The organism is Cytobacillus sp. ABV4_503 (assembly GCF_056158445.1).
The window spans coordinates 1,209,795-1,230,730 of sequence record NZ_JBSWTH010000001.1 but is presented as its reverse complement, the minus strand read 5'-3'; the positions used below and the strand labels follow the sequence as shown (position 1 = coordinate 1,230,730).

General features: G+C 40.3%; 24 protein-coding genes. 9 read left to right on the top strand and 15 right to left on the bottom strand.

The window, feature by feature from the left end:
- Positions 1-173: 173 nt before the first annotated feature.
- Positions 174-1,730: a flotillin family protein gene (locus ACXAD1_RS06310; protein WP_206835567.1), complete on the bottom strand. Its 1,557-nt coding sequence runs from the start codon at positions 1,728-1,730 to the stop codon at positions 174-176.
- 16 nt (positions 1,731-1,746) lie between these two features.
- Positions 1,747-2,268 (bottom strand): NfeD family protein, encoded by a 522-nt coding sequence (locus ACXAD1_RS06305; RefSeq protein ID WP_206835565.1) that lies wholly within the window; start codon positions 2,266-2,268, stop codon positions 1,747-1,749.
- Between the two features lie 297 nt (positions 2,269-2,565).
- On the opposite strand from ACXAD1_RS06305, the gene ACXAD1_RS06300 reads away from it, so the two are divergent.
- Positions 2,566-2,868 (top strand): hypothetical protein, encoded by a 303-nt coding sequence (locus tag ACXAD1_RS06300; protein ID WP_206835563.1) that lies wholly within the window; start codon positions 2,566-2,568, stop codon positions 2,866-2,868.
- A 122-nt stretch (positions 2,869-2,990) separates the two neighbouring features.
- The gene (locus ACXAD1_RS06295; RefSeq protein ID WP_474909670.1) at positions 2,991-3,797 is read left to right on the top strand and encodes a glycerophosphodiester phosphodiesterase; all 807 of its coding nucleotides are present in this window, start codon (positions 2,991-2,993) and stop codon (positions 3,795-3,797) included.
- A 41-nt stretch (positions 3,798-3,838) separates the two neighbouring features.
- On the opposite strand, the gene ACXAD1_RS06290 is transcribed toward ACXAD1_RS06295, so the two are convergent.
- Both ACXAD1_RS06290 and ACXAD1_RS06285 read right to left on the bottom strand, forming a co-directional pair.
- Positions 3,839-5,302, bottom strand: coding sequence for a UDP-N-acetylmuramoyl-L-alanyl-D-glutamate--2,6-diaminopimelate ligase (locus ACXAD1_RS06290; RefSeq protein ID WP_474909669.1), 1,464 nt, complete (start codon positions 5,300-5,302; stop codon positions 3,839-3,841).
- Positions 5,303-5,525: 223 nt separating this feature from the next.
- Positions 5,526-6,266 carry a protein-glutamine gamma-glutamyltransferase gene (locus ACXAD1_RS06285; RefSeq protein ID WP_206835556.1) on the bottom strand — a complete coding sequence of 247 codons (741 nt, stop codon included), beginning with the start codon at positions 6,264-6,266 and terminating at the stop codon, positions 5,526-5,528.
- 237 nt (positions 6,267-6,503) lie between these two features.
- On the opposite strand from ACXAD1_RS06285, the gene ACXAD1_RS06280 reads away from it, so the two are divergent.
- The 3 genes from ACXAD1_RS06280 (at position 6,504) to ACXAD1_RS06270 (ending at position 8,547) form a co-directional block, all read left to right on the top strand.
- Positions 6,504-7,940 (top strand): carbon starvation CstA family protein, encoded by a 1,437-nt coding sequence (locus ACXAD1_RS06280; RefSeq protein ID WP_474909668.1) that lies wholly within the window; start codon positions 6,504-6,506, stop codon positions 7,938-7,940.
- Positions 7,941-8,142: 202 nt separating this feature from the next.
- Complete coding sequence (locus tag ACXAD1_RS06275) at positions 8,143-8,265, top strand: 3-methyladenine DNA glycosylase (RefSeq protein ID WP_206835548.1); 123 nt, start codon at positions 8,143-8,145, stop codon at positions 8,263-8,265.
- A gap of 15 nt (positions 8,266-8,280) precedes the next feature.
- Positions 8,281-8,547 (top strand): hypothetical protein, encoded by a 267-nt coding sequence (locus tag ACXAD1_RS06270; protein WP_206835546.1) that lies wholly within the window; start codon positions 8,281-8,283, stop codon positions 8,545-8,547.
- A 199-nt stretch (positions 8,548-8,746) separates the two neighbouring features.
- Here ACXAD1_RS06270 and ACXAD1_RS06265 read toward each other — a convergent pair whose 3' ends face one another.
- The gene (locus ACXAD1_RS06265) at positions 8,747-9,310 is read right to left on the bottom strand and encodes an HAD hydrolase-like protein (RefSeq protein WP_370222283.1); all 564 of its coding nucleotides are present in this window, start codon (positions 9,308-9,310) and stop codon (positions 8,747-8,749) included.
- A 194-nt stretch (positions 9,311-9,504) separates the two neighbouring features.
- On the opposite strand from ACXAD1_RS06265, the gene ACXAD1_RS06260 reads away from it, so the two are divergent.
- Both ACXAD1_RS06260 and ACXAD1_RS06255 read left to right on the top strand, forming a co-directional pair.
- Positions 9,505-9,741, top strand: a complete 237-nt coding sequence (locus ACXAD1_RS06260; RefSeq protein ID WP_474909667.1) for an XRE family transcriptional regulator — start codon at positions 9,505-9,507, stop codon at positions 9,739-9,741.
- Positions 9,742-9,895: 154 nt separating this feature from the next.
- Positions 9,896-10,228: a hypothetical protein gene (locus ACXAD1_RS06255; protein WP_206835538.1), complete on the top strand. Its 333-nt coding sequence runs from the start codon at positions 9,896-9,898 to the stop codon at positions 10,226-10,228.
- 144 nt (positions 10,229-10,372) lie between these two features.
- Here the strand turns inward: ACXAD1_RS06255 and ACXAD1_RS06250 are convergent, their stop codons facing one another.
- From ACXAD1_RS06250 to ACXAD1_RS06240, 3 genes are read right to left on the bottom strand one after another with little or no spacing between them, the layout of a single operon-like run.
- On the bottom strand, positions 10,373-11,098 hold the full coding sequence (locus ACXAD1_RS06250; RefSeq protein WP_370222282.1) for an exonuclease domain-containing protein: 726 nt from the start codon (positions 11,096-11,098) through the stop codon (positions 10,373-10,375).
- Positions 11,098-12,081 carry a DUF294 nucleotidyltransferase-like domain-containing protein gene (locus ACXAD1_RS06245; RefSeq protein WP_370222280.1) on the bottom strand — a complete coding sequence of 328 codons (984 nt, stop codon included), beginning with the start codon at positions 12,079-12,081 and terminating at the stop codon, positions 11,098-11,100. Before ACXAD1_RS06245 ends, ACXAD1_RS06250 begins: the two co-directional genes overlap by 1 nt.
- Positions 12,082-12,116: 35 nt before the next feature.
- Positions 12,117-13,385: an ammonium transporter gene (locus tag ACXAD1_RS06240; RefSeq protein ID WP_370222279.1), complete on the bottom strand. Its 1,269-nt coding sequence runs from the start codon at positions 13,383-13,385 to the stop codon at positions 12,117-12,119.
- Positions 13,386-13,664: 279 nt separating this feature from the next.
- Between ACXAD1_RS06240 and ACXAD1_RS06235 the strand changes: the two genes are divergently transcribed.
- On the top strand, positions 13,665-13,859 hold the full coding sequence (locus ACXAD1_RS06235; RefSeq protein WP_009331132.1) for an alpha/beta-type small acid-soluble spore protein: 195 nt from the start codon (positions 13,665-13,667) through the stop codon (positions 13,857-13,859).
- Positions 13,860-13,956: 97 nt separating this feature from the next.
- Positions 13,957-14,082, top strand: a complete 126-nt coding sequence (locus tag ACXAD1_RS06230; RefSeq protein WP_280516052.1) for a hypothetical protein — start codon at positions 13,957-13,959, stop codon at positions 14,080-14,082.
- A gap of 69 nt (positions 14,083-14,151) precedes the next feature.
- On the opposite strand, the gene ACXAD1_RS06225 is transcribed toward ACXAD1_RS06230, so the two are convergent.
- The 7 genes from ACXAD1_RS06225 to ACXAD1_RS06195 form a co-directional block, all read right to left on the bottom strand.
- On the bottom strand, positions 14,152-14,292 hold the full coding sequence (locus ACXAD1_RS06225) for a hypothetical protein (protein ID WP_206835525.1): 141 nt from the start codon (positions 14,290-14,292) through the stop codon (positions 14,152-14,154).
- 144 nt (positions 14,293-14,436) lie between these two features.
- Complete coding sequence (menC, locus tag ACXAD1_RS06220; protein WP_474909666.1) at positions 14,437-15,546, bottom strand: o-succinylbenzoate synthase; 1,110 nt, start codon at positions 15,544-15,546, stop codon at positions 14,437-14,439.
- A 12-nt stretch (positions 15,547-15,558) separates the two neighbouring features.
- A complete protein-coding gene (locus tag ACXAD1_RS06215) occupies positions 15,559-16,377 on the bottom strand; it encodes a GNAT family N-acetyltransferase (RefSeq protein WP_206835520.1) in 819 nt (272 codons plus the stop codon).
- Positions 16,378-16,452: 75 nt separating this feature from the next.
- Positions 16,453-17,832 carry a YjiH family protein gene (locus tag ACXAD1_RS06210; protein ID WP_474909665.1) on the bottom strand — a complete coding sequence of 460 codons (1,380 nt, stop codon included), beginning with the start codon at positions 17,830-17,832 and terminating at the stop codon, positions 16,453-16,455.
- 51 nt (positions 17,833-17,883) lie between these two features.
- Positions 17,884-18,738 (bottom strand): MurR/RpiR family transcriptional regulator, encoded by an 855-nt coding sequence (locus ACXAD1_RS06205; RefSeq protein ID WP_474909664.1) that lies wholly within the window; start codon positions 18,736-18,738, stop codon positions 17,884-17,886.
- Positions 18,739-19,054: 316 nt separating this feature from the next.
- On the bottom strand, positions 19,055-19,579 hold the full coding sequence (locus tag ACXAD1_RS06200; RefSeq protein ID WP_474909663.1) for a 3-phenylpropionate/cinnamic acid dioxygenase subunit beta: 525 nt from the start codon (positions 19,577-19,579) through the stop codon (positions 19,055-19,057).
- Entirely contained in the window at positions 19,576-20,928 is a 1,353-nt protein-coding gene (locus tag ACXAD1_RS06195) for an aromatic ring-hydroxylating oxygenase subunit alpha (protein WP_206835508.1), read from the bottom strand. Before ACXAD1_RS06195 ends, ACXAD1_RS06200 begins: the two co-directional genes overlap by 4 nt.
- Positions 20,929-20,936 lie beyond the last annotated feature (8 nt).

The window sequence follows — 20,936 nt, the reverse complement described above, 5'->3', positions numbered from 1 at the left end:
CAATTACCTCCTTTGTTTGATTCAATATATCCTATTCAATTCACCCAATTTGTGCGATAGACGAATACACAGTTTTCATCGCAAAAAAGAAGCCTTCCGTGTGAAGGCTTCTGATTATTGTTGATATAGCAGTATTTCCAGGATATCTCCCTAGAGAAAAATAGGCAAATTCATTATTTTTTATGAGCGAGAGCACCTTGGGTTCCCATAGTGGATTGAAGTGGTTCTTTCTCTTTAATTTCTTCAGTCAGCTGTTCCAGGCTTTGCCTGACGTTTCCTTTGCCTGAAAAGTTTTGGAGAAGCTCCTTCACGTCTATGCCAGAAGAAGCTTTCAGGCTCTCCTGCATCGTGGACATCAGGTTGGTGGCATAGCCGGTTACTTTATTGGCCCCGCCATTATTGCTGTCACTACCTGTATCAACCACTGTTATCTTATCAATATTCGATAATGGGCTTGCCAGCTGCTTCGCATATTCTGGAAGCATTTTAATGACCATATCCATCATGGCCGCCTGACCATACTGTTCAAATGCCTCGGCAATTTTCCTCTTTGCCTCTGCTTCCGCCAGACCTTTTAGGCGAATGATTTCGGCTTCAGATTCACCTTGAGCGCGCTGTGAATCAGCCTTCGCCATCCCATCTGCCCTTACTCTTTCAGCTTCTGCACGTGCCTGTGATTCAATCCGATATTGGTTTGCATCCGCTTCGGCAATTTGTTTTTTCTTTTCAGCCTCTGCTGCCTGCTCAACAGCGTACCTGTCTGCATCAGCTTTCTTTTTCACTTCGGAATCATATTGGCGTTCTCTTCTTAAGATTTCTTTTTCTTCAAGCTCAATTTGCTTTTGGCGTTCAATGATCCTGATCTGCATTTCATGCTCCGTAACTTCCTGCTTTGCTCTGGCTGTCTCGAGGTCATATGCCTGGTCAGCCCGGGCTTTGGCTATATCCTGTTCCCTTCTGTAGTCAGCCATTTTCATTTGATTTTCTTTCTCAGCTTCTGCTATTTCAGTAGCTCTTTCAAGTTCTGCCTTTTGGGCATCCTTGGCTGCTTCGGCCCGTTTAATCCGGGTTTCCTTCTCAGCTTCAGCTGTGGCAATATCCGCATCCCGTTTAACCTGGGCAATTCTTGGCCTTCCCAGTGAATCCAGATAGCCATTTTTGTCGCGGACATCTTTGATTGTAAAAGAAACGATGATCAGGCCCATCTTAGCCAAATCCTGCGAAGCAACCCTTTGAACCTCCTGAGAGAATTTATCCCTATTTTTGTATATCTCTTCGACCGTCATAGAACCCAGAATTGATCGCAAATGCCCCTCGAGAACTTCTTTCGCTTCATTTTCACGATCTTCCTTTGATTTTCCAAGGAATTGTTCTGCAGCAGTAGCAATTTCCCCAATACTCCCGCCGATTTTTATGATTGCAGTACCGTCTGCCATGACAGGAACTCCCTGTTCTGTATATACTTCCGGAGTGGTAACCTCCAGTTTGCTTGAAAGGAGACTCAATGGCTCTGCCTGCTGAAAGACCGGCAGTACGAATGTTCCCCCGCCTCTAATTATTTTTATCTTATTTCCTGATTCGTCCACATGGACATTTTTATTGCCTAAATAACTGCCTGTTACGATTAAGGCTTCATCCGGCCCGGCAGTCCGATATTTTGTAATGAACACACCAAGAAGCGCAATTAGCAGAAATGCTGCAATTCCTATTACAACCCAAATCATTAGCATTTTTATGTCCCCCTGTCTATAATTCTTTATAATCGATAACTTTTATAACCCCATTTTTGACTTCAACGATCAGCACCTTGCTGCCTTCTGCTATGAACATATTTTCATAGCTTAGAGCAGGCTTGGAAATTCTCCCGCTTATATTTTCAATCAAAACCTCACCGAAACCGTTCTCTGGTATAGGAATTAATACAGTACCAACTCTTCCCCTTAATGAGTCATCTGTGTAAACGAGAGATTCCTCAGCAGATGATAATGGTATAAGAACAAAGATATTCAGCAGTATATCCAGCAGTGCTGCAATTCCAGCTCCTATCAAGAGAATAACCACGCTATTAAGAGAGGTTGTCATTTCAAAGATGTAGCCTGCACCGGAAAGAAAAGTTAGAAATGCAAGAATCAGTACAGGATTTAAAAAGCTTCCCTCCCCAATTCCGTCAGCAATATCTCCAAAAAACACATACAAAATAATTAAGATGCCCGAAAAAATAAGTGTGCAGAGATAAATTGTCTGAATAGGAAAACCAAATAGTTCCATAACATGCACCCTATCCATTTTTTATTGTCCAGCTGCTGTATCCCATGCCTCCTTTCTTTTTTCTCTTAACGGATTAATTTATATACGGACAAAAACCTGTAATTGTTTCATTTTTCGCGGGTTTTTTCCAAATTCATACTTATATCTTTTCAGCTTGTCTAACTTTCAGCCCATTTTTGTCATGTTCATCACTATTTCTGCATACCTTATTTTGGGATTAAAAATCACCAATGGGGATTAAGTGCCGAAAATTGGTGGAATAGACGAATATATCTAGTTAGCGGAGGGATAGGAAACATGACAAGATCTGAATTGCACATGGAGAAGCCAAAGAGCAAATTTATTCTGATGTCAATTGTCCTATTGGGCTGTTTTGCTGCTGTCTTTACAGCATTATATTTTTATTCTCAAAGCCTCATTACTATAGAAGCTCCCAAAAAGGAACTAGGTGAAAAAATTATAATCCAGCTTCCTTCCGGAAAGAGTGTATTTACATACGAGAACCTGGTTGTTAAAGAAGAAGGAAAGCTTTTTTATAAGGGAGAAAGAAATACTCTGGATTTGACTGGCGGTACTATTGTTTATGAAGAATGGGAATAAACAGAGATAAACTAACTCTCCTCCTCATCCCGGGGGCAGAGTTATATTTATTTTAAGAAATCCTCTGCAGTTGACAAAATGTTTTCAAATCCTTTAAGATGAGCAAAAAATGGCGAGGAGAAATGACTTTGAAGGTAATAAAAAATGTTTTTTTTACAGCTTTAGCTACGGTTATTTCATTTATCGGCATAAAAAAAATGACAAGCAACACTCACAAAATGAAAAGAATAGGACATCGGGGAGCAGCCGGCTACTGTCCTGAAAATACATTCCCTTCCTATGAACGTGCACTCGAAATGGGAGCAGATTATCTGGAAATTGATGTCCAATTAAGCAAGGATGGAAAGATTGTCGTGATTCACGATTCACTTGTCGACCGGACAACTGATCATATAGGAAAGGTGTCCGATTTTACCTTTGATGAACTCAGAAAGATGGATGCCGGAAGCTGGTTTTCCCAAGAATTCCGCGGTGCCTGCATCCCTTCATTTGAAGAGGTATTAGACAAATATGCAGATCGTGTCGGGCTTTTGATTGAATTAAAAAAACCTGCCCTATACCCTGGCATTGAAAAGATGATCGCAGAAGAACTAAAGAAAAGAAATTTACACAATAAAAGGGACGACCATATTATTGTTCAGTCATTTGAAACCGAATCAATGAAAAGATTCCATGAACTGCTGCCGGAAATCCCTGTCGCCATCTTAATTAACTATCCGCCCGACAAAATTGAGATTAAAAATATTGCCGAATATGCCAGTTACCTGAACCCTAAATGGACTGTGGTTAATAAACGCGTGATCGATCTAATTCATTCGAATGGCATGAAAGCAATAGCCTGGACTGTGCGTTCCCGGAAAGAAGCCGAAAAATTGAAGCATTATCCACTGGATGGGATTGTTGCCGATTACTTAGATTTTATTAAATAACAAAAAGGATGCAGACCGAATAAGGGTCTGCATCCTTTTTGTTATAGCACCGCCTGTTTTTTTCCAGATTCCAGGAGCAGCTTTAAGGTTCCCAAATCACTTTCAGCCGGAAGAGCAAATGTCTTTTGGTAAGCTTCCGGCCCCTTTCCGGTAATAAAAATCCAGTCATTCTCCCTGGCTTCCCGCCATGCTTTCTGGATAGCCAAAGTACGGTCGGGAATCACTTCACCCTTTCCGCCTCCAAATTCTTTATTCAGCCCATGCAATTGGCTTATCATCTCATCCTCAGATTCATCATTTAAATCATCAGCGGTCAAATAAAATTTATGGCAGTATTTTGCTGATGCCTTAATCATGTCCATACGCTTAGATTGATCTCTGCCGCCGCGAAAGCCATAGATTTGAAAGATTCTTTCAGCTCCCTGTTCTCTCGCTGCTTCCAGACAATATTCAAACGCATCCACTGTATGGGCATAGTCCACAACGAATTTAGCTCCTGCAGGATGGAGAATAGTTTCAAAACGGCCCGGTATGCCTGGGAATGCAGCCAGGGCCTTAATTATATCTGCAGGGTCTATCCCCAGATCAACGCCTGTCATAAAAGCCATTGCTGCATTATAGACATTATGGTGGCCCGGAAGAGGAAATTCAATTTCAAAAGACTGACCTTTCATCTCCAAAATAAATACTGTTTTCCCATTAATAGCAACGTCTTTTATTGAGCAGCACTCTTCATCACCAAGCATAATCAAAGGAATCTTTTCTTTTTGCAGATCCACTGCCATTTTTTCTCCCCATGAATTATAGAGATTTATGACTCCTTTACCGCAGTCTTTTAACAAGGTGAAGATTTTCTTTTTATCATAAAAATACTGATCCATATTTTCATGATAATCAAGATGGTCATGAGCCAGATTAGTAAATAGTCCGTAGTCTAATTCCAGACCTTCTGTTCTTGACTGTTCGAGTGCATGAGAAGAAACCTCCATAACGACAAACTCATCAAGACTTTTACTCAGCATTTTTTGGATCTGTAATGCATCTGGTGTAGTATTGCTGGTCTTATATTCCTTGTTATTAATAATGTTGGATACAGTTCCCAAGAGGGAGCATGTCCTGCCTGCAGTCTCCAAAATATGCTTTAATATATAGGCAGTGGTTGTTTTCCCATTTGTTCCTGTTATGCCAATTATTTTATGCTTCCTTGATGGACGATCATAAAAACAGCTTGCCAGTTTCCCCAAACTGGTTCTGCTATCCGTTACTTTTATATAGGGCACATCCAATTCAAGGGCTTCTTCACCTACAACGGCAGCCGCCCCATTTTCAACAGCTTGTCCAATAAAATGATGTCCATCTGCCTGAAAGCCTTTAATTGCAACAAAAAGGCTTCCTTTCCCCACTTTGCGCGAATCCATTTCAACCCCAGTAATTTCAGGCTCGTTTGTAAATACATCCATCTCCCTGCTATCCTTTAGGCAATTAATAACCTGGGATAATTTCATATTTCTGTCTCCTTTAATGTTTAAACATCAAGTAATTTGGTGTATATGTCTATATTCATTATCTTTTGTTTTCCCATATTTACAGGAAATATGCCTCTTAAGGACACAAATAACGGAAGAACGGGAAAATCGTCTTAATATACTAGAATTGAGGATAAATTTGGGTGAATGGCTTCTGAAAAATAAGCGATTCACCCTATTGAAATGCCAGCTTACCTGCGTTTTACGCTATAGATAATGGCCGCTTTGCAAACTGGGATAAATACTTCACATTCAAACGGCTGTGCTGTGAAATAAGATATGCATCCCTTGTAGCACCTGGTTTTCTTAACGTATTAAGGGCTCTTATCATCCCTGCTTCGCTTTCCATGCCAACCCCATGTCCAAAGAACATACCCCCGCCCAAATAAACAGAATTCTCACCTGTCCAAACTGGGTGATCATAATCAGGATTATAAAAATAAACCACATCACCAGGTATGAAGTGCCTGCCCCGTTTTGTAACAATCGATAGATCATGATCATAATTCCAGTCCCATACAAGCAGCCCCTGAAATAGTGTATTGAAGCGGCTGACAGAGATGGAGTCCAAGACAGCTTTATAAAAAATCAGCACAATGGCTGTTGTACATTCAAAAGCATATTCCCAGCTGTTGGTGAACACATCCATAATCGCAGCTGACGGTAAGATGGATGGATCGAGCAGGTATCCATATTTTGTCTTTCTCCATATACGGGGATTGAAACGTGATGTGTTAAAGGGTGCAAATTCTACTCGGCTCGCATGAAGCTGCCTTGCTGCTTTGATGATATTCTCCCTTAAATGGATATCAAATAGCAGTTCATGCATTGAATCATATTGATGAGTCTCCGGACTGCTCTCCAGAGCAAGATAAATTTCACGCTGAACACCAAAGAAGCTGGAAGCCCCCGGTTTATTTTGATTATTCGAAAGGATAATCATTGTCTTCCCCCCTTCAAATGAACTTATAGTAGCTTATGGTTTCTTTTGCAGGAGGGTTCCTCCATTATTTGTCTCCGCCTTTTTGATATCTATAAAAATGTAAGCGTTATTTATTATCGGAAAATATCTTTTTTCTGAAATATGCTTGCTTTTCCTTCCAATTTGCTTGTACAATATTCCACATATTCATAAGTTTCAGACTTTAACAATAATTATTCACAACAGGAGGCTTGTTACATGGGGACTTTTTTAGGATCGATTGTTTTGCTTGTGGCAGGATACGCCATTTATTCCAAAGTAGTAGAGCGAATCTTTGGTATAAATGATAGCAGTCCTACACCGGCTTACACAGAAAATGACGGAATGGACTATGTTCCAATGAGCTGGTGGAAAGGCAGCTTGATCCAATTATTGAATATTGCTGGACTGGGTCCAATTTTCGGTGCTATCATGGGGGCTTTATATGGACCAGTTGCTTTTATCTGGATAGTGGCCGGTTCCATTTTTGCCGGCGCTGTTCATGATTATTTTTCAGGGATGCTCTCTTTGAGGCATAAAGGTGAGCAATTTCCCTCTATTGTTGGCAGATATTTAGGAAAACCGGCCAAAACAGCCATTAATATTTTTTCTATTCTCTTAATGGTATTGGTTGCCGCTGCTTTTACCGCTGGACCGGCACAGCTTATTTCCAGCATAACACCATTAAGTTTTATGGCTTCATTGTTCATTATTTTTGCTTACTTCATCCTGGCAGCTGTGCTGCCTGTAAACAGGATTATCGGAAAAATTTATCCTTTTCTTGGAGCTATTTTAATTTTTATGGCTGTATCCATTGCAATCGCATTGCTTTTCAGCGAAAAATCCATACCGAATGTAACGCTTTCTAACTTTCATCCCGGAGAGCTTCCTATCTGGCCCTTACTGATGGTCACCGTTTCCTGCGGTGCCATTTCTGGATTTCATTCAACACAGAGTCCGATTGTCTCAAGAACACTGAAAAAGGAAAGCGATGGAAGAAAGGTTTTCTATGGAGCAATGATTGGAGAAGGGATAATCGCTTTAATCTGGGCTGCTGCGGGCATGACATTTTTCGGCGGAACAGGAGGTCTTCAGGAAGCATTAGCAGCTGGAGGCCCAGCTGGAGTCGTTAATGAAATTTCAAGCAGCCTCCTTGGTACATTCGGAGGGATACTTGCTATTTTAGGAGTTATTATTCTCCCGATTACAACCGGTGATACAGCTCTTCGCTCTTCAAGAATGATGCTGGCTGAATCACTGTCATCTTTTATGAAAATCAATGGCAGATGGAAGGTTGTCATCACCACTTTGCCAGTGGCTCTTCCAACTTTATACCTTGCAACAATTGATTACTCTTTCCTATGGAGATATGTTGGGTGGACAAATCAGGTTACGGCTGCAGTCATGCTTTGGACCGCCACGATGTACCTCTTGAAAAATAAGAAATTTCACTGGATTTGCGGTGTACCTGCATTGTTTATGACAGGTGTAGTATCCACATATATTTTTTATGCACCTGAAGGCTTTCGGATGAATTATCAATTATCGATGATCATCGGTTCAGTCATTACGCTTGCGATAGCAGTGTGGTATGTCTACCAGATTATAAAACATAGACAGCTTAACAAAAATAGTTTCAGCTTAACAGCGGCTTAACTGTAAAAATGCACCTCATTCAACAAAGTGAAGGTGCATTTTTTTATTGGCTGATATCCTTTAGACCAATCCTTTTTTTCAAATTTAGTTGTTGTCTGTCTTTCTATTTGGTTAGCACTGCACTCTGGATATCTGTCCCGCTGCGTTTTACTCTTCATATAGCGGGTAATGAATACTAACAGTTAAAGGAGGTTTTATTACGATGTCAGATAAAAAAAAATCAGACAAAAATAATTCTATAGAACAAGAAGAAAAGAAAAAAAACAACAAAGATATCGAGCCCCAAAGAGAACCGGCAAAACCTCAGGAAGAGAAGCGGAATTAAGGAGGATGTCTAAAAATGGCTGACAAAAACATACAGAACGGAAAGATGGATAATCCTGAGCAATATAAAACCGAAAAAGAAAGTTTATTTGACAAGTATGAAAGTGAGAAGAATGTAGATCCTATTCCAGTTGAAGACTTAAAACAAGAAAAAGAAGAAGAAAAAAACGGCTCAAAAATAAAGAACAGTTCTTCTACAGAGGAAAAGTACAAAGCGGACTTTGAAACGATAAAAAAGAAGAAGCTGTTTGGCGATAAATATGACGATGGAACAAGGACGTAAGAAAGGCAGAATACTATGGGTCAAATTCCAATTTAATTGCTCTTAAAATTAAACCGGATAAAATAACTCTGATGAATACAAAGGAAAATTCACCAAGAACACTTGATTTATTAACTAAGACGCCTGGCAGCGAATAAAGTGTCAGGCGTCTATTTTTATGCCCTCATAATCTTACAAGCAGTGTATTTCTATGAAGGATTTATTTAATTATCTTATTAAAATCCTTATAGTGACTCAAATAGTAATCTGCACCTGGAGCATTATTCTGAAAGAGGCAGGTTCTTATGCCAAGTTCCCTTGCCGGCAGAATGTCTATTTCCCTGTCTCCTATTGCTAGATCAACCTTATGCTTCCCATGAAGAAATTCATAAGATGCAGTGTGAGGCTTGCGGGGATAGCCATCGTCTCCTGCTACCATATCGGCAAAGTATCCATCTAATTTATGGAAGGTTAATATAGATAGAACATCATCTCTTTCCTTGTGAGTCATGATAACATTCTTATCAGCCTGTTTTAATACATGCTCAACCTCAGGAAAAGGCGTTAAATCTTTAGGCCGCAGCTGTCTCGCCATCATCCTGATTGCTTTAATTTGTTCGTCATTCAATCCGAAATGTTCAAAAGCAACGCTGAATGAAACTTTTAACTGCCAAAAGATCTCTTCGTCTGAAATCTTTTCGTCTCCCATTACTTCTCTGACAATCGCTGTATAGGCTGGGTATGTATTAAACAAAGTACCATCAAAATCCCAAAGTATATTCACCAGGCAAAGCCCCCTTTTAATTTCTTTTTATCCCCTAATTTCAGTCATTATACCTGGAGCCAATCTATTAAACTGCTTTTCCATTGTAATTAAATTACTTTGACAAACCTATGGCACAATGCTAATTTAATAGCTATAAGAGTAAAAAATCTTACCCTGATAAAATAGGGTGAATTTTTAAAGGATGAATATGAATGAACAAAGAAATTATTAAGCTAATCAGAAAAAGCTATAACATGACACAGCGTGATTTCGCAAGAGTTGTCAGCTCCAGCTTCTCTTTAATAGCTCTGGTTGAGGTAGGCAAGAGAAGAGTAACAGCTGATCTTGAAAACAAGATTAAAATTGCTTTTGACCTCGATGACCAGCAGATGCAATCACTCGCTTCCCTTGTTTCAGAAATCAGCAAAGGTGTCCCCCCCCTAATGTAAAGACAGATGCGGCTGTTTAAAGACCTTCCCTTTAGATGATACCGATCACAAATTAGCAGCCGGCAATTAAAATAGGCATTTGCCGTGTCTCTCCGCCCATTTATGCATAACTTATAAGGAGTTATAGGATTTTTGTATAAAAGGAGAGTGCCCAATGTATCCATATGGCTATTATCAAGGTTATCTTCCTCAGCCAGCAGCCCACTTCACCCCTGAATATGAATTTCAGCAGTTCGAACAATATAATTCTGACAGACAGCCCCAGCAGCTCGAAAGAAGGGTTACAGCTTTAGAAAGGCAAAATCAGGACCAATCCAGAGAGATTACACGACTGAACAGGCAGCTGGTAAATTTGACTGACCAGGTTAAGATGCTGAATCAGACCGTTGACCGCCATACACGAAGACTTAATAGGCTGAACCAAAGGCTAAGAGCAGTTGAGAATAGACTTAACATTCCTTTTACTCCATTTGACGGGGAATTCTAAGGGAGAACTTTTTGCTTTGTGCTGCGAGCCTTAGGAATAACAAATTTGCCCCAATCTTGTGATTGGGGCTTTAATCTATATTTTGATTTGTACGCAGACCTTTGTAATTTCTGTCTGTACTGTGTTTGGCCTATTTCTTTTTAGCTAAAACCTGGCTAGGCGCTCGTAAACCTCATTTAAGTTGGAGCATCCTAATTTATGAACTTCTTCGATCAAGCGGCACCATAAGAGAGCTGTAAGCTTTGCATCCCCCAGGGCATGATGGCGGTTATAAACAGGAATGCTATAAAATTCACAAAGGTCTTCTAATCTCCAGAATGATTTATTAGGGTCTGCTATCCTGTAAAGGAAGGAGGTATCTAATATTCTATACTTGAATTGCGTGCGGAAAAGCTTCCAGCAGCTGTGCTGCATAAAGCTTTTCTCATGGTTCGCATGATGTGCCACAAGCGGCATATCCTTCACAAATTCAAGGAAGCTAATCAATACCTCCGAGAGAGGAGGAGCTTTTTCTAAATCTCCCTCAGATAAACCTGTCAGTTCCTTTATTTGGTTTGAAAGAGGCTTTTCGAATCGGACTAATGAATAAAAACTGTCTTCACTGACTTTCCCTTTAATAATTTTAACCGCACCAATCGATATAATCTGATCCCCTTTATCGGGATAAAATCCAGTTGTTTCAATATCAAAGACAGCCACATTCAATTTTCCGAATGGAATATCCATTGAATCGGTATTCTCCAGTTCCCTCTGCATTTGCCTTATAAATGCGATATGCTGCGGATTTTGACCATTCATCCCACCGAACATATTAGTTTGAAGTTTTCCCTGAATACCTCTGACAAATTGGACGAAAGGATGGAATCCCACTAACCTGCACCCTTTTCAATGGCCCGAATCACAAACTGATGAAGCTTTTTGCTATCCTTTAAAATATTCTTCAATTCATTTCTTTCAGATTTTGATAAGGATTTCAGCTGAATGTAATGGGTATCATCATAAGTATCTCTTTGCCTGTATGACTGGAGTCTCCATTTTAACAATGCAGCAAAATTACTTTTATATTTACCCATTTCCTCCTCATAGCCATTCATTTCTTTGAGCTTACTCATTCGGGCAATAGTGGACGTCTCCGATAACCCTTCTTTGACTGCAAGAATTCTAACAGCATTTACATAAGGTATAAATGCCGCATATTTAAGATCCAGCTCTCCTTGATGGCTCCCCTTTTCCTCTGTCAGAATCTGGCCAAATGGACCGACTGATTTTTTTATATGCATGCTGGTTTCCATCATCCTGGTCAGCAAATGGGGGGATTTTTGAATGTTCATGTGGATAAAAGACTTTAATTCGGATATATAATCCTCCTGGCCTGCAAGCACTCTGCTGTCATAGAAAATGTGGAGATTTCTTATCGTCTGCAGAGTCTCCTCCTGCATCCATGTTTGGATCTGTTCTTTCCATTTAGAAAGCGACTTGCACCACAGCGGATTTGAACACATCACATTCCCTTCGCAATATGGATATCCCACTGTATGCAGACCTTTTGAAATTTCCTCCCCCAGCTGCAAAAAATACACTTCTGCTTCAGCCGCTCCCGGTTCAAATACCAATCCATGGTCCTGGTCACTCAGAAAGCCCTGTTCCTTTCTTCCGCCGCTTCCCATTGTAAACCAGGCAAACTTCCATGAAGGTGATTTTACTATATTCAATCGCTCCAAAGCTATGCTAATAACAGCTTTCATGATAAGGTCGTGAAATTCATTCAGAGCACTGGCATCATAACGATATTTTATTATCTGTTCCTCTTTCCACTTTTTCAGGGATTGATATGAATTAAATGATGATTCCATCCAGGCACTTCCTTTAAGGAAAGTTCGCGTCTTGCTTACGAGCTTAAACTTTTGTTTTCATCAGCCATGAAGACTTCCGGATATCCGTAGCTTCCATGTTCACTTAAATCTAATCCCATAATTTCTTCTTCCTCTGTTACCCGAAGTCCTCCCAATACTTTTTTGGCAGCTGCCAAAATAATGAAGGATACAGCAAAAGCATAAAGAGCAGAGACAGCTACACCCATGAACTGGACTCCCAGCTGTTCAAAACCTCCGCCATAAAACAATCCAGGCTTTCCGACTGCTGCCAATTCAGGTGTTGCAAAGAAACCAGTGGATAATGTTCCCCAAACCCCAGCTGCACCGTGAACAGATAGCGCAAAGATGGGATCATCGATTTTTCTCTTTTCAAAGAAACGCACACTGTAGAATACAAGAATTCCTGCTACAAACCCTATGACAACAGCTGCCCATGTATCCACAAATGCGCAGGAAGCTGTAATAGCGACCAGGCCTGCAAGCGCACCATTAAGCATTGTCGGCACATCGGATTTCCCCATAACCACCCAGGAAATGATCAGAGCTGATACTGCACCTGCTCCGGCAGCAAGATTTGTGTTAAGAGCTACAAATCCAAAGAACCCATCTTCCACAGTCAATGTACTCCCAGCGTTAAACCCGAACCAGCCTACCCACAGGATCAGCACACCCAGAGCTGTATATACTTGGTTATGCCCATAGATATTGTTAGCCGAACCATCTTTATTAAATTTTCCAATTCGGGGCTTAAGTAATATAGTAGCAGCCAAGGCTGCCATTGCACCTGTTAAGTGAACAACTGTTGAACCGGCAAAGTCCTGCTTGCCGTGTTCTGCAAGCCAGCCTCCTCCCCAAATCCAATGAGCAACGACAGGATAAACTATTGCGGAAAATAATACGGTAAAAATGAGGTAAACTGATAGTTTTGCACGTTCAGCAAATCCGCCAAGTGCAATCGTGATGGCAATACCGGCAAATGCCAGCTGAAATACGAAGAATACCGAAGAAGATAAGCCCATCTCTTCAAGTTCAGCACCTGAATAAAAGAAATTTGTAAGCCCAACGAGGATATTTGCATTATCACCAAATATGAAACCAAAGCCCACAGCCCAAAACACTAATGATGATAAACCAAAGGTAAAGATCGTTTTTCCTGCAATATGCCCCGCATTTTTCATCCTGGTAGAACCGGCTTCCAGCATAATAAATCCGCCAAGCATAAAAATGACTAAAATTGCTCCCAGCATAACCCACAGACTGTTCATTAAAAATGTGGCATCCAATTGTAATTCCTCCCTGTTATTATTTTTGATGTAAGATTTAATATAAAATTAATGTTATATTATCTAACATCTTTTAATTTAATCCTTATTTTACTCTAAATTTTATGGAAGTCAATCTGTTTTTAGAAAATTTTTAATTTTTACGTCAGATAATCTAACATCGTTTTTGTTTTTGGATTAAAATGATTGGCAATTTTATAGTTGCATCCGTCTGACATTAATCGGTTAAGTTAAAAACGAGCATTCATTTGCTCAAATAATCGTCGGGAGTGATGTATCATGGCAAGAAACAAACTTTTGGTACCCGGTGCAGGAAATGTATTGGATCAAATGAAACAGGAAATCGCCAATGAGTTTGGAGTTCAGCTTGGTGCTGATACGACCGCACGAGCAAACGGTTCTGTCGGCGGGGAGATGACAAAGCGTCTTGTCGCAATGGCAGAACAGCAGCTTAAAAACCAGCAGAATCAGTAGAGGATGTTTTTGCTGGACTTAACCGGCCCTATCCATGGGCCGGTTATTAAAAAAATAGTTTCACACAACAGGAGACTGACCGAACGGAGGCATACCCATGACCAACAAAAATGACAACCGCGAAAGAAAAAACAAATATCCTAATAACAAAAAACAGGATACGGAGTTCTCAAGAGAGGCAGATATCAGAAGCGAAGTGACAAAAAAAGATCTGCAAAAATAAACTGGCTCACACAAAAAAGGCACGTCACTTGACTGCCTTTTTTTGTGATTTTAAAATAAACCATATCCTTTACTTTTCCTTTTCTGATTCACACATTTTACTGTTTTGCCTTTTCAAAATTTCATTAATTTCTCCCTTATCACCTTTTGCATTTATGATTTCAAATATCTGATTTAATCCTTCAATGTCTTGTTTATCTTCTTCCTTCACGATTAACCCTCCCTTTATGCTTACCTTGCTATTATCTTGTTTCTGTACGGATTAGAATATGCCTATTGACAGCTCTAAAAACAAAAACAGTTCACCGCAATGGTGAACTGCACCGACTTTGTTAGATAACCAAAGAAAATCTTATTATTTAGAGGAAGTCCGGCTATAAAGAGTGACATCCTCTATTTTTGAACGATTAGGTTCATAGCCTATTCCAGGACTTTGAGGTACGAATATAAATCCATCTTCCATAGTGACTTCAGGATCGATGATATCTTCCTTCCAGTAGTGGGAGGATGGGGCTGTATCGCCAGGAAGCGTAAAATTGGACAGTGAAGTAATGGCAATATTGTGCGCACGGCCTATTCCAGCTTCAAGCATTCCGCCACACCACATTGGAATGTTATGATCTTTGCAAAGGTCGTGAATTTTTCTGGACTCTGTCAGTCCGCCAACCCGGCCAATTTTAAGATTTATGATTCTGCAGCTTCCAAGCTCAATCGCTTTTCTGGCATCCTCAAAGGTATGTATACTTTCATCAAGGCAAATTGGCGTTTTCAGATGACTTTGAAGCTTGGCATGGTCGATAATATCATCATGATCTAAAGGCTGTTCAATCATCATTAGATTAAACTCCTCCAGCCTTTGAAGGTGATCAATATCATTAAGTGTATAGGCGCAATTGGCATCAGCCATAAGCTGTATTTCAGGAAATTGGGAACGGATGGATTTTAGAATTTGCACATCCCAGCCCGGCTTGATTTTTACCTTAATTCGCCGGTAGCCTTCATTTACATAACCTTCAATTTGCTTGAGCATCTTTACTTCTGACTCCTGTATACCCACACTTACGCCAACTTCAATTTTTTCCTTTACTCCGCCTAATGCTTTTGCGAGAGATAACCCCTTCTCCCGCGCATATAGGTCCCAGACAGCACCCTCGAGAGCTGCTTTGGCATTGAAATTCCCCCTGATTGGCCTGAAAGCCTCTGAAACATCATCAGGGTGCCGAATTTCTGATGCAAAAAGGATCGGTATTAAGTGATCACTCATTATATGCCAATTTGTTTTAACTGTTTCTTCATTGTATATTGGCTCTATAATGGAAACCGATTCAGCCCAGCCTGACTCTCCGCTTTTTGATTTTACTTCTACCAGAATAAAGTCCTTATCCACTTCTGTTCCGACACTTGTAGTAAATGGATTCAGCAGCTCCATTTTGACGTGCCTTAAAACGATGCTTTTAATCTCCATCTTCCCATTCTCCTAGCAGTATCCCTTCTCTTTTTCCAAGAGATAAAAGTATTGGTGTTCCGCGGTTACGTCCTTTTTCAGATCCGTTACAATCCAGCCTTTACTAAGATAATGAACGAATACTTCTTTCGTGCTCTTTCTCCATTTCAGAGCCAATTCAAAGTCCTTCTTTTTAATATCCTGAAAATTCCCAGGAACAGGTATAAGAATTTTTTCATTATCATGGGACAACTTTGTATTTTCAGGAACATAAACACCATTCGCCATACCTGTTTCTAAAGCCAGTGGCAGAACATCTTCAGACCATTGACGTTCAGGACATTCCTCTTTAATTCGCCACTCCACTAAAAATCGGTCAGATGGTATGCCTGCATTCATATGGTCTGACATTTCACCATAAGCATTTTCAATATATTGAGTGCACACTGCCCCGAGCTTATGCAGATTGAGATTGGCATTAACCGTTTCAAGAGGGTCATATGTCCACGAAATGAGATCATAGCCTTTCTCAAGCGCTGTCTTTTTTTGCGCATTTTTCAGCTTTTCCCCAATCCCGAATGCCCGGTACTTTGTGTGAATACCAAGACTGTGAGAGCAAAGATATACCTTTGTGCCGTCAAAGCCGGGAAAGCTGTATTGAAAGCCGATCAGTTCATCTTCCAGGAACGCACCTAACACAAACCCGCCATTTTTAACCGTTGCCACTGTATGATTAACCGGCACAGCTTCTTCCACACTCCATATTCGAGTTTCAAGTTCGTATACAGCTTCAAGGTCCTTAACTGTATGAAGGTTTTTAATTTCCAATGATGGTAACGCTTCTTTCTGCATAACCTTCCCCTTTCCTGCATATCCAAAAATACGCCGGCCAATATGCTGCCCTTTTTACGAAATGCTATAAAGTCCCTAAAAAATAATGTGAGCCACAGCTGCTACAATTGGCAGCGTTATAATTGTACGCAGAAGGAAAATAAGAATTAAGTCCTTAATGCTGACAGGCAGATTTGAACCCAATAGCAGACCGCCCATTTCAGACATATATACCAGCTGTGTTACAGAAACACAGGCAATAATAAATCTTGTCATTTCACTTTCAATGCCGCTGCCGATGACAGCTGGAAGGAACATATCTGCAAATCCAACCACCATTGTCTGGGCCGCTTCTGCCGCCTCCGGAATTTGCATTAAAGCCAGGACCGGTTCAAACGGCTTGCCAAGAATGGTAAATGCAGGGGTGAATTCAGCAATTACCAGTGCAACCGTTCCAATCGCCATAACAATTGGCAGAACTCCCATCCACATGTCCAAAACGTTTTCAAAACCTTCTTTTACAACTGCTGCAGCACTATTATTTGTACGCGCCTTCTTAATGGCATTATTGAATCCCCATTTTACAGGTGTAGTATGAGAAGGGATATTCGTTTCCGCCTTGAGCTCTGTCCCTTCATACGCCGTATCGGCTTTCCTTGATAAAGGGGGAATTCGAGGCATTACTATAGCTGCCACCAGACCAGCCAGGATAATCGTTAAATAGTAATGAACGAAATATTGCTCTAAGTTTAAATATTGAATAATTACAATCGTAAAAGTAATGGAAACAACTGAGAAGGTTGTTGCCACCACTGCTGCCTCCCGCTTTGTGTAATATCCTTCTTCATATTGTTTTGTCGTTAACAGGACTCCAATTGTCCCGTCACCTACCCATGATGCCAGACAATCAAGCGAAGATCGCCCCGGCAGCTTAAAAACAGGCCTCATAACTTTAATCAATAATGCACCAAAAAATTCGAGGAGACCGAAATTTAATAGAAGCGGCAGCAATAAACCTGCCAGGAGAAATGTAGTAAATAGTATAGGGATCAAATCATAGATTAAAAGCGCGCCCGTATTCTCTGAATATACCGGTTCCAGACCAAACTCAAATAATGTAATAATAGCAAAAACTGTTCCAAGCAAACGGGCTGCCACCCAAAATTTACTGACATTCAGTAATTTGTTCAAATATGGGCTGTTCAAGATAAATCCCGGTTTAAAAATTACTGCCATCAGTGAGCCAATTACTGAAAGAGCCATTATAATAACAGTAATTGAAGGAATGGAATCTCCCAGTAATCCATTAATTTGATTTGCTAAATAAGCAACCGGGATGGTAATCCCATCATCTCCTTGAATCGGTACCATAAAAAGTAAAACCCCGACCAGTGAAGGAATTAAAAATTTTAAATAGTCCCCGGTTGTGTAGGATGCCCTTTCCTCCTGCTGAACCTTCTTTGAAAGACTGCTCATTCGTTTTGCCCCCTTTTATTTTTCTTGTTTTAACTCCCCTGCTGTCCTGACTTACTCAAAAAACAGCTCTTGTTCAGCATACAAAACTTCCAGTTCCTGCTGTCTTTTTGCAATTCTTTCATAATCCCGTTCTTCGATGCCTGCAATCATTACCTCCAGTAAACTAATTACGGAAGCTATTGAATGATGTCCAGAATCCATAAGCTCATCCGTTGTAAGTGTAACTGCTGCCATCTGCCCGATTGGCGAAAGCTGGCGGTCTGTTATGGCAACAATCCTGGAACCTTGCCTTTCAGCAATAGAAGCAAGCTTTAACGCTTCTTTCCGGTATCGAGGAAAAGAAAAAATGACAACGGCCGATTGCTCTGTTAAATCACACACATCCTCAGGAAGAAAGCCGCCAGGACTTGAGATAAAAACATTTCCCCTTATTTGTTTAAGTGTGTAATAAAACCAGTATGCAGCGGCAAAAGAACTGCCAAAACCCCCAATATAAACCCTGTCTGCCTGTATTAATGCATTAATCGCTTCCCAAACTTCCCTTTCATCAACCTGATCAAGCAATTGCCGAAGTATTTTCCTCTCTTGATCAATGACTCTCCTAAACAGGTTCTCTTTCTCAGCATTTTCTATGACTGAGTCATTTTCAATGTAATCCTGCTGTTTCCCGGCAAGCCACTCTTTTCTGATTCGATCCTGCATTTGGGAATAACCGCTGAACCCAAGTGCATACGCAAGACGAATGACTGTTGTCTCACTGACTCCTGCATTTCTCCCGACTTGAAATGCTGTTAATAAAACTGCTTCATCAGCGTGCTCCAAAATAAATTCAGCAGCTTTCCTCTGTCCTGGGGAGAGTGAGGAATAGCTTTCTTTAATCATCTGGCTCATTGTTTTCTTATCCATGCCGGCTCCTCATGAATAGTGAAGGAAAAACTTCTTATGCAAAGTATAAAGCATGAAATGCTTCCCGAACAAGAAGAATTTCCACTATTCTAAATTATTTTTATCTATATCCATCTAGGAATCTATCTTCTACATGAAGGGAATCCTTCTTTAAGAGAATTTTAAAGGATGAAATACTTCTTTAGCAAGAGAAAAATGCATTTTTAACAAAAATAATTTATTTTTATGCATTATAACCCTTAAAAACTGCCAGAAGTTTCAGTGATCTCCTTATAATTAAGAAAACCACTAAAGAGTGCCTTTAGTGGTTTGGGTGTTATAAAAACATGCTCATATTCATTGTCGTAATAACAGATTGATCTGGAAGTATTGTTCTTGATGCAATTTTCCACTGATTACTTTCTTTTCTTACGATATCATTTCTCTCGCCAAACATCTCTTCTATATCATGGGTTGACCCTCTGCTTCTTTTGAATAAAAAATAACTTCTCACTTTAAATTCATCAGGATCTTTCGTGCTCTCAACCATGATATTTGAGATAAAGTGACGCTGCCTGGTGGCCGGATTCTCCACCCATGCAGACTTTGTATATAGTCGATTTACCCGTGTAATTAACGACTTCTTTGTTTCCTCAAAGAATGAAGCATCTTTGGATACATTATCGGCTCCTACTCCTTCAAGTGTTTCCCTAAGAGGCATTCTATATGTGAGATCGTCAGACAATAGGTCAAGCCACTCTTTATATTTCCCATTATCCAAATAGTAAGCTTCCAGGTTAAGAAGATTAGTTATCTCCATTTGCAAGTGGGCTATAATTGGAATTGACAAATATGAACTCATTTTACAGCCTCCTTTACAAAGAGGTCTTTTGAAATTAGCTTAAACCAATTCTCATGCATACTTCTCGAAATAGCATCTAAATAAGTGGTTGGATAGGCGATTCCCGGCCCTGGGAAGGATTCATCCGGTTCAACCCTATCAAAACCCATTAAATAATTGCTGACATTATTATAATTCAATTCTTTATCCCTCATCATTAGGCCTTTGCTGACTTCAACAATCCTTGCCCACGTTTCTGTATCATCTTGTTCAAGAGTGCCGGTAGGGCCAAAGGAACCTAAATATCCCCTATAAGCAGCTTCCTTATACTCTTCCGGGGCTGCCTTGTCTATAAGAAACCAGCACCAAACCTCTACCTTTTCAGGTCCTATAGGCCTCCACATCCTAAAATTCAAATAATTATGCAGATGCCCTTCAGTCCCATGAATAGGACTTACAAATGAAAGATTAGGGTAAACTCCTCCAACAAAAACGGTTACTCCAGATAAGATTTCATCCTGTTCCGGTGTCAGATTCTTTTTAAACATCGGCCACATGGAATCAGGAGTGCCTTGATAAGGAACTCTGGCTTTACCTGTTTTAGAAGTGATAACATTTATGCCATGTCCATTTTCGGTAACTATCTGGTGCCCATATCCGGCATATAGGGGATCTTCCGGACTGATTCCAAGCTCGACTGTGGACCTGTGGGTTGTTTGGACATGGTAAGGATCTGCTGCAAAATTTTCTGCCGTTGCCTTCCAATTCGCTTTTGCAACCCAACGCTGCGGAAGACCTCTCACTTCCATTCCACCGTCACTTCTGCCTAGCAATATATCAAAATACCATTTCATATCACCTAAATATTCTTCCAATGGCATAGCTGCAGAGTCCAGGCAACCAAAAATCATTCCCTGATAACTTGCGACTTGAGGAATTTCTCTTAAACCCCACTCTGATTTATCCATTTCTTTTCCATAAACCTTATTGCCTGCTACAATTCCAATTAATTCACCATCTAAGTTATAGCTCCAGCCATGATAAGGGCAAGTGAAGTTTTTTTTATTTCCATGATCAGCCGTGCATAACTGTGTCCCCCGATGGGTGCAGGAGTTTAAATAACCTTTAATGTCACCTTTCCTATTTTTCACAAGCAGGACCGGGTCATTAACCATCCATCTGGTAACATAACTGCCTGAATCTTTAAGCTCTGTTTCATGAGCAAGAAACTGCCAAGTGTGCCCAAAAATCTTATCAATTTCCAGTTCATAAATATCTGGATCTGTAAGCACCCATTGCGGAAACAAGCCCTGCTCCATTTTTTCCTTCAATAACTGAAATGCCTTTTCGTCCAATGTTTTTTTTATCATGTCTCAGG

What these genes read in the sequence shown, in the direction of transcription:
- ACXAD1_RS06310 (WP_206835567.1), bottom strand. Translation starts at nt 1,730, where the DNA reads ATGCTAATGATTTGGGTTGTAATAGGAATTGCAGCATTTCTGCTAATT.
- ACXAD1_RS06230 (WP_280516052.1), top strand. Translation starts at nt 13,957, where the DNA reads ATGACCAACAAAAATGACAACCGCGAAAGAAAAAACAAATATCCTAAT.
- ACXAD1_RS06210 (WP_474909665.1), bottom strand. Translation starts at nt 17,832, where the DNA reads ATGAGCAGTCTTTCAAAGAAGGTTCAGCAGGAGGAAAGGGCATCCTAC.
- ACXAD1_RS06275 (WP_206835548.1), top strand. Translation starts at nt 8,143, where the DNA reads ATGTCAGATAAAAAAAAATCAGACAAAAATAATTCTATAGAACAAGAA.
- ACXAD1_RS06235 (WP_009331132.1), top strand. Translation starts at nt 13,665, where the DNA reads ATGGCAAGAAACAAACTTTTGGTACCCGGTGCAGGAAATGTATTGGAT.
- ACXAD1_RS06290 (WP_474909669.1), bottom strand. Translation starts at nt 5,302, where the DNA reads ATGAAATTATCCCAGGTTATTAATTGCCTAAAGGATAGCAGGGAGATG.
- ACXAD1_RS06305 (WP_206835565.1), bottom strand. Translation starts at nt 2,268, where the DNA reads ATGGAACTATTTGGTTTTCCTATTCAGACAATTTATCTCTGCACACTT.
- ACXAD1_RS06280 (WP_474909668.1), top strand. Translation starts at nt 6,504, where the DNA reads ATGGGGACTTTTTTAGGATCGATTGTTTTGCTTGTGGCAGGATACGCC.
- ACXAD1_RS06245 (WP_370222280.1), bottom strand. Translation starts at nt 12,081, where the DNA reads ATGGAATCATCATTTAATTCATATCAATCCCTGAAAAAGTGGAAAGAG.
- ACXAD1_RS06295 (WP_474909670.1), top strand. Translation starts at nt 2,991, where the DNA reads ATGACTTTGAAGGTAATAAAAAATGTTTTTTTTACAGCTTTAGCTACG.
- ACXAD1_RS06215 (WP_206835520.1), bottom strand. Translation starts at nt 16,377, where the DNA reads ATGCAGAAAGAAGCGTTACCATCATTGGAAATTAAAAACCTTCATACA.
- ACXAD1_RS06300 (WP_206835563.1), top strand. Translation starts at nt 2,566, where the DNA reads ATGACAAGATCTGAATTGCACATGGAGAAGCCAAAGAGCAAATTTATT.
- ACXAD1_RS06195 (WP_206835508.1), bottom strand. Translation starts at nt 20,928, where the DNA reads ATGATAAAAAAAACATTGGACGAAAAGGCATTTCAGTTATTGAAGGAA.
- ACXAD1_RS06260 (WP_474909667.1), top strand. Translation starts at nt 9,505, where the DNA reads ATGAACAAAGAAATTATTAAGCTAATCAGAAAAAGCTATAACATGACA.
- menC (WP_474909666.1), bottom strand. Translation starts at nt 15,546, where the DNA reads ATGGAGATTAAAAGCATCGTTTTAAGGCACGTCAAAATGGAGCTGCTG.
- ACXAD1_RS06205 (WP_474909664.1), bottom strand. Translation starts at nt 18,738, where the DNA reads ATGGATAAGAAAACAATGAGCCAGATGATTAAAGAAAGCTATTCCTCA.
- ACXAD1_RS06285 (WP_206835556.1), bottom strand. Translation starts at nt 6,266, where the DNA reads ATGATTATCCTTTCGAATAATCAAAATAAACCGGGGGCTTCCAGCTTC.
- ACXAD1_RS06270 (WP_206835546.1), top strand. Translation starts at nt 8,281, where the DNA reads ATGGCTGACAAAAACATACAGAACGGAAAGATGGATAATCCTGAGCAA.
- ACXAD1_RS06255 (WP_206835538.1), top strand. Translation starts at nt 9,896, where the DNA reads ATGTATCCATATGGCTATTATCAAGGTTATCTTCCTCAGCCAGCAGCC.
- ACXAD1_RS06200 (WP_474909663.1), bottom strand. Translation starts at nt 19,579, where the DNA reads ATGAGTTCATATTTGTCAATTCCAATTATAGCCCACTTGCAAATGGAG.